This is a genomic window from Roseburia sp. (assembly GCF_041325975.1).
In the GTDB taxonomy this organism is placed as follows: Bacteria; Bacillota; Clostridia; order Lachnospirales; family Lachnospiraceae; genus Roseburia; species Roseburia rectibacter.
Map to the genome: position 1 here is coordinate 1615125 of NZ_JBGLEJ010000004.1, position 6805 is coordinate 1621929.

A 6805-nucleotide genomic window follows, 5' to 3' on the forward strand; every position below is an offset into this window, starting at 1 on the left:
GAATGCAATTATTAAGAATAGATTGGAACGTCGTCTTTACCATCATTAACCTGATCGTTTTGTATCTGGGACTTCGCAAGTTTTTGATCGGTCCTGTCACAAATGTTATGGAGCAGCGCAAGCAGATGATTGAAGGTCAGATCGCGGATGCAAATAATTTAAAGACAGAAGCGGGAGACTTAAAGAAACAGTATGAGGGAATGCTTGCACAGGCGCATGAGGAATCTGCAGAACTGCTTGAAAAGACACGTAAGAGTGCTCAGGCAGAGTATGAAAACCGTATCAATGCAGCAGATGCAGAAGCGGAAAAGATCATCGAGAATGCCCATAAGACAGTAGAGCTTGAACGCGACAAAACTGTGCAGGATCTTCAGTCACAGATTGCAGTCCTTGCGGTGGCAGCAGCAGGAAAAGTACTTGGTGAAGCAAGTACAAACGAAAATAACCGGTTACTGTATCAACAGTTTTTGGCAAAAGCAGGTGGTGTGAATGACGCAGACAGCAAATAATTATGCAACAGTTCTCTTAGAGCTTGGTGTGAAAAGAGAAGCTGTTGATGAGACAAAAAAGATTCTTTCTCTGACTCAGGATCTGCCGAAGAGTTTGAAAAGTCCGGTTGTGTCAAAACAGGAAAAACATAAACTGATCGACCGGATTTTTCCGGACACAATGAAAAATTTTCTGAAGGTGGTCTGCGACTATGGTGAGGCGGATCTCCTTGAGGAAATTTTTGCCGCATATGATGCAGTGGAAGCAGAAAAAAAAGGTATCCTTCAGGCAACGTTAGAGTATGTCTTAGAGCCGACAGAAGATGAAGTGGCACAGATGAAGGCATATCTTGCGAATAAATATCAGAAAGAAAAGGTTGCACTTGCATTGGAAAAGAAACCGGAACTGATCGGTGGATTTGTTCTGCGGGTAGGAGATATAGAAGAAGATTACAGCATGAAAGGGCGCTTAAATCGGTTAGAGAGAAGATTAGCGTGGAGGTGATAACGTGGGTTCTATCAGTTCAGAAGAGATTATATCTATCCTGAAAACAGAGATAGAGAACTATGACATGGTAAGCAAAGACCAGGAAGTCGGAACTGTCATCTGGGTCGGTGATGGTATTGCAACGATTTATGGGATTGAGCATGCGATGTATGGTGAGATCGTTATCTTTGAGAACGGTGTCCGCGGAATGGTACAGGATATCAAACGTGATCAGGTAGGCTGTATTATTTTTGGTAAAGACACAGAGATCAAAGAGGGAACGAAAGTAACCAGAACTAAGAAAAAAGCAGGTATTCCGGTAGGTGATGCTTACCTTGGAAGAATTATCAATGCCCTTGGAGCCCCGATCGATGGAAAAGGTGAGATCAAAGCAGATGATTACCGTGCCATCGAGCAGGAAGCACCGGGTATCGTAGACAGACAGTCCGTAAAACAGCCAATGGAAACAGGTATCCTTGCGATCGACTCCATGTTCCCAATCGGACGTGGACAGCGTGAGCTGATCATCGGTGACCGTCAGACCGGTAAAACATCGATCGCAGTAGATACCATCTTAAACCAGAAAGGCAAAGATGTTGTCTGCATTTACGTTGCAATCGGTCAGAAGGCATCTACGGTTGCAAAATTAGTGAATACACTGACAAAGAACGGTGCCATGGATTATTCCATCGTGCTTTCCTCGACAGCGAGTGAATCTGCATCCTTACAGTACATCGCTCCGTATGCAGGAACAGCACTTGCAGAGTACTTCATGTACAAAGGAAAAGATGTCCTGATCGTATATGATGATCTCTCCAAACATGCAGTGGCATACCGTGCGCTGTCATTGCTCTTAGAGCGTTCACCGGGACGAGAGGCATATCCGGGAGACGTATTCTATTTACATTCAAGATTATTAGAGCGTTCCAGTAAGTTAAACGACGAGTTAGGCGGAGGTTCCATTACCGCACTGCCGATCATCGAGACACAGGCAGGCGATGTTTCCGCTTATATTCCTACGAACGTTATTTCCATTACAGATGGTCAGATTTTCTTAGAGAGTGATCTGTTCAACTCCGGTATGAGACCGGCGGTCAACGTAGGTCTTTCCGTATCCCGTGTAGGTGGTGCGGCACAGACAAAGGCAATGAAAAAAGCATCCGGTACGATCCGTATCGATCTGGCGCAGTACCGTGAGATGGAAGTGTTTACACAGTTCAGCTCCGATCTGGATGATATGACGAAAGAGCAGTTACAGTATGGTAAAGGACTGATGGAGCTCTTAAAACAGCCGCTCTGCCATCCGATGAGCCTCGCAGATCAGGTAATTACACTGGTTGCAGCAAACAAACGTCTGCTTTTGGATGTGGATATCAAACAGATGAAAGAGTTCCAGGGAAGATTACTGGATTTCTTTAAAATCGAGCATAAAGATGTCGTTGATGCCATCAACGAGAAAAAAGTGCTGGATGATGAGATTACAGAAAAGATCGTAGAGGCAGTTAAAGAATTTAAGAGCAGGTGATAGAGCATGGCAAATACCAAGGAAATTCAGAAACGAATGAAAAGTATTCAGGATACGATGAAGATCACGAGTGCCATGTATATGATTTCCTCTGCAAAGTTAAGAAGTGCAAAGCAGAAGCTCGAAAATACAGAGCCGTATTTCTATGCGTTACAGTCTGCAATCTCACGACTGCTCCGTCATATTCCGGATGCTAAGAGCCGGTATTTTGACCAGCGCGAGGAGATTCCGGACGACAAAAAACGCAGGGGATACATTGTGATCACTGCAGATAAGGGACTGGCAGGTGCGTACAACCATAACGTCATTAAAATGGCGCATGAACTGTTTGAGCAGGGCGAAAACAACAAACTGTTCGTCGTCGGAGAGCTTGGAAGACAGTATTTTACCAAGGAAGGGTTAGAGGTAGATACCGAGTTTAAATATACGGTGCAAAATCCTTCCCTGCACAGAGCCAGAGTTATCACAGAACGTATTCTGGAGTTATACAATAACAACGAATTGGATGAGGTATACATCATTTACACCAAAATGGAAAATTCATTTTCTATGGAAGCGGAAATGATGAAACTGCTTCCACTGGAAAAAGAAGATTTCATGGGAAAAGCGCCTGTTGATATTTATCAGGAAGAAATCAAGGCAGATACGACCATGCAGGATATTTTAGAGCATGTGGTGCCGAACTATGTAAATGGATTTATTTACGGTGCACTCGTAGAGTCATTTGCCAGTGAGCACAATTCACGAATGATGGCGATGCAGGCGGCAACAGACAGTGCAAAAGAGATGCTGCAGACTTTGTCCATTGAATACAATCGTGTGCGTCAGGCTGCGATTACCCAGCAGATCACAGAGGTAATCGGCGGTGCGAAGGCACAGAAGAAAAAGAAGAAAAAATAGGAAGGGGATGTGAAAGCGGAATGAAAACAGGAAAAATCGTGCAGGTCATGGGACCTGTAGTAGACGTTGAATTTGAAGATAATGACCTTCCGTTTATCAAAGATGCGCTTGAAGTAGACAACGGCGGAAAACGCTGTGTCATGGAAGTTGCACAGCACATCGGCAATAACACAGTACGTTGTATTATGTTAGCTGCCAGTGAGGGACTTCACAAGGACATGGAAGTTGTTGCTACGGGAAGCGGCATTACGGTTCCGGTCGGACAGGGCACATTGGGGCGTCTGTTCAATGTATTAGGAGATACCTTAGACGGCGGCAAGACTTTAGAGGGAGAGAAACACTGGTGTATCCACAGAGATCCGCCATCTTTCGAGGATCAGAGCCCGGTTGTTGAAGTACTTGAGACAGGAATCAAGGTCATCGACCTTTTAGCACCGTATGCAAAAGGTGGTAAGATCGGTCTGTTCGGTGGTGCCGGCGTTGGTAAAACGGTACTGATCCAGGAGCTGATCCGTAACATTGCAACCGAGCACGGCGGATATTCCATTTTTACCGGTGTTGGAGAGCGTTCAAGAGAGGGTAATGACCTCTGGTCAGAGATGAAAGAATCCGGCGTACTGGAAAAGACAGCCTTAGTGTTCGGTCAGATGAATGAGCCGCCAGGAGCACGTATGCGTGTTGCTGAGACAGGACTTACCATGGCAGAATATTTCCGTGATGAGGAGCATCAGAACGTGCTTTTATTCATTGATAACATTTTCCGTTTCACACAGGCAGGTTCTGAGGTGTCCGCCCTGTTAGGCCGTATGCCATCTGCCGTTGGTTATCAGCCTACACTGGCAACGGAAATGGGTGAGTTACAGGAACGTATCGCATCTACAAAGAATGGTTCTGTTACTTCTGTACAGGCAGTTTATGTGCCGGCAGATGATTTAACTGACCCGGCTCCTGCAACGACATTCGCACATCTGGATGCAACGACCGTTCTTTCCAGAAAAATCGTTGAGCAGGGTATTTATCCGGCAGTTGATCCGTTGGAGTCAAACTCCCGTATCCTCGAGGAGGATGTTGTCGGAAAAGAGCATTATGAGACAGCAAGACGTGTACAGGAGATTCTTCAGAAATACACAGAGTTACAGGATATCATTGCAATTCTCGGTATGGAAGAGCTTTCCGAGGAGGATAAACTTGTTGTTTACCGTGCAAGAAAGATCCAGAAGTTCTTATCCCAGCCGTTCCACGTTGCAGAGAACTTTACTGGTGTACCGGGCAAATATGTGCCGTTAAAAGACACCGTACGCGGATTTAAGGCGATCGTTGACGGTGAGATGGATGAATATCCGGAAGCTGCATTCTTTAACGTAGGAACGATCGAAGATGTCATTGAGCGGGCAAAGACAATGGGTAATACCGGTTCCGCCAGCTAGGAGGGAGGAACATGAATACATTTAGCTTAAAAGTAATTGCCTGTGATAAGGTATTTTACGATGGAAGATGTGCACAGGTAGTCCTGCCGCTCCATGATGGTTTAAAGGCGATCCAGGCGCACCATGAAAATATGGTGTTTGCCGTGGAGGTCGGAGAGATCCGTATCTTAGAGGAAAACGGAAACACGATCTACGGTGTTACGGGAACCGGGTTTGCGCAGATCATCAACAACCGTGCAACAGTCATTGTAGACACCTGTGAATCACCGGAGGAGATCGATGTAAGACGTGCGCAGGAAGCAAAAGAGCGTGCGGAAGAACAGCTTCGCCAGAAACAGAGTATTGAAGAATATCATCGTTCCAAAGCCTCTCTAGCGCGTGCTATGGCGCGTCTTAAAGCTGGAAGCAAGGATAAACCAATTGGCTATTAATGACGGAATTTTGAGGGCGGACAGTGCTTGTCTGCTGTCTGAATCTTTGCATGTAGACAGCTTGTCGGCTACTGATGGCGGACTTTCGAGGGCAGACAGCCGTATACTTCTTTGAACATACGGTTGAATACCTTATAGTTGATAAAACCGTGGCGTTCCATGATCTGTGTAATGCTGTCGCCGGTCTGCATGAGGTCAGAATAAATATGGGAAAGCCGTACCATGTTGACGTATTCTAAGAAGGTGAATCCCATGTTTTTCTTAAAGAAACGGCAGAAGTATTCGGGATTGAGTGCAAAACGGTCTGAGATATCCGAGAGGGAGAGCGGTTCCATATAATGCCTTTCCACATAAGTTATGATATCTTTTAGCCTTGTGAGCGTTTTGGTATCCTGCGAGACGGTACTCTGTGACTGCGGCAGGACGTAAGAAGTATAAAGTATATAAAGAAAATGATGAAGGTGGCTGCCAAATAAAAACTGGTAGCCATTTTTTTCATTTTTATATAAGGAACCCATGGTCAGTAAGTGATCCCGCATTTCGCAGAATACGGGGTCATTTTTATATTTTTCCGCAGAAAAGTATTCCTGAAAACGGATGGAGGCAAAACCGGGCAGCATCTGGTTAAAAAAGTCAAACGGGATCTGGAGCAGATAGGTTTCGGTTCTACCGATCGTGCGGGTGTAGTGGATATCGCCGGAGTTTACCAGAAAGATATCTCCTGCGTGCAGCAGAAAGGATTCCTCGCGGCAGATGGCGTGCATGGAGCCGGAGGAGATGTAGAGGATCTCGACATGTGCGTGCCAGTGGCTTGGGACGAGCTGGTTGTCGGACTGGTAGATGTCAAAATAGACGGGGAGTTTAGGTTTGGAGGTGATGATCTCGTGGGTGGTCATGGTAGTGGGGATTCCTTTCTTCTGAGGTAAAGTGTTTATGGCATGCGTGGGTTTTGGCGAGCCTTCCTGCGGTCTGTATGGCGCCGGAGTGTCCGGGTAAGGCTGAGCCGGTTACCGCTTTTTCGTGTTCCTAAGCGGGCACCTGAACAAAGTGGCGATTTCATGCTGCTCCCAGAACTCGCTTATTCGTTTATGGAAAGCCAAAAGTGCATTGAGCTCGGACAACTGTCCGCAGCATGACTTTTTGTTCATGTGCCCGCTAAGGAACACACAAAAAGCGGTAAGACGGCTCCACCTTACCCGGACACCCCGGCGCCGTACAGACCGCAGGGCATGTTGGAAAGCCTTCCGGAAAATATGTGCGGCAGTCCTTGTAAAATACGATAGGACTGATTCTGCCAACTTTGTTGTTAAGCTCATAATAAGTCAATATCGACCGAAATACAAGTCATTATCTGCCTTGAAATAAAAGTGTAAGGTAAGTATGATAGGAATATAAAGAATATAAGAAACGTAAGAGAGTTGCCGACAAAACGCGTCAATACCAAGAAGCCGTTGCAGGCAAAAACGCATCGAAACCAAGAAGCCGTTGCCGACCAAAACGCATCAAAACCAAGAAGCCGTTGCAGGCAAAAACGCATCGAAACTAAG

7 protein-coding genes and 1 pseudogene are annotated in these 6805 nt (G+C 45.8%); 6 read left to right on the forward strand and 2 right to left on the reverse strand.

What is annotated here, in order from left to right:
• Positions 1 to 2 precede the first annotated feature (2 nt).
• From atpF to atpC, 6 genes are read left to right on the forward strand one after another with little or no spacing between them, the layout of a single operon-like run.
• The gene (atpF, locus tag ACDD58_RS11130) at positions 3 to 509 is read left to right on the forward strand and encodes a F0F1 ATP synthase subunit B (RefSeq protein WP_118210765.1); all 507 of its coding nucleotides are present in this window, start codon (positions 3 to 5) and stop codon (positions 507 to 509) included.
• Entirely contained in the window at positions 490 to 993 is a 504-nt protein-coding gene (gene atpH, locus ACDD58_RS11135; protein WP_370777437.1) for an ATP synthase F1 subunit delta, read from the forward strand. Before atpF ends, atpH begins: the two co-directional genes overlap by 20 nt.
• A gap of 4 nt (positions 994 to 997) precedes the next feature.
• Complete coding sequence (atpA, locus tag ACDD58_RS11140; RefSeq protein WP_118210763.1) at positions 998 to 2500, forward strand: F0F1 ATP synthase subunit alpha; 1503 nt, start codon at positions 998 to 1000, stop codon at positions 2498 to 2500.
• A gap of 6 nt (positions 2501 to 2506) precedes the next feature.
• The gene (atpG, locus tag ACDD58_RS11145) at positions 2507 to 3400 is read left to right on the forward strand and encodes an ATP synthase F1 subunit gamma (RefSeq protein WP_370777438.1); all 894 of its coding nucleotides are present in this window, start codon (positions 2507 to 2509) and stop codon (positions 3398 to 3400) included.
• Positions 3401 to 3420: 20 nt separating this feature from the next.
• Complete coding sequence (gene atpD, locus ACDD58_RS11150; RefSeq protein WP_006857771.1) at positions 3421 to 4827, forward strand: F0F1 ATP synthase subunit beta; 1407 nt, start codon at positions 3421 to 3423, stop codon at positions 4825 to 4827.
• An 11-nt stretch (positions 4828 to 4838) separates the two neighbouring features.
• Positions 4839 to 5258, forward strand: a complete 420-nt coding sequence (gene atpC / locus ACDD58_RS11155) for an ATP synthase F1 subunit epsilon (RefSeq protein WP_118210761.1) — start codon at positions 4839 to 4841, stop codon at positions 5256 to 5258.
• 68 nt (positions 5259 to 5326) lie between these two features.
• Here the strand turns inward: atpC and ACDD58_RS11160 are convergent, their stop codons facing one another.
• Both ACDD58_RS11160 and ACDD58_RS11165 read right to left on the reverse strand, forming a co-directional pair.
• Positions 5327 to 5776, reverse strand: a complete 450-nt coding sequence (locus ACDD58_RS11160) for a helix-turn-helix transcriptional regulator (protein ID WP_243091601.1) — start codon at positions 5774 to 5776, stop codon at positions 5327 to 5329.
• Between the two features lie 81 nt (positions 5777 to 5857).
• Positions 5858 to 6154, reverse strand: a pseudogene (locus tag ACDD58_RS11165) (cupin domain-containing protein); the annotation flags it as partial.
• Between the last annotated feature and the right edge of the window lie 651 nt (positions 6155 to 6805).

Coding starts and splice junctions, on each gene's coding strand:
- atpF (WP_118210765.1), top strand. CDS start 3: ATGCAATTATTAAGAATAGATTGGAACGTCGTCTTTACCATCATTAAC.
- atpH (WP_370777437.1), top strand. CDS start 490: ATGACGCAGACAGCAAATAATTATGCAACAGTTCTCTTAGAGCTTGGT.
- atpG (WP_370777438.1), top strand. CDS start 2,507: ATGGCAAATACCAAGGAAATTCAGAAACGAATGAAAAGTATTCAGGAT.
- atpD (WP_006857771.1), top strand. CDS start 3,421: ATGAAAACAGGAAAAATCGTGCAGGTCATGGGACCTGTAGTAGACGTT.
- atpC (WP_118210761.1), top strand. CDS start 4,839: ATGAATACATTTAGCTTAAAAGTAATTGCCTGTGATAAGGTATTTTAC.
- ACDD58_RS11160 (WP_243091601.1), bottom strand. CDS start 5,776: ATGGGTTCCTTATATAAAAATGAAAAAAATGGCTACCAGTTTTTATTT.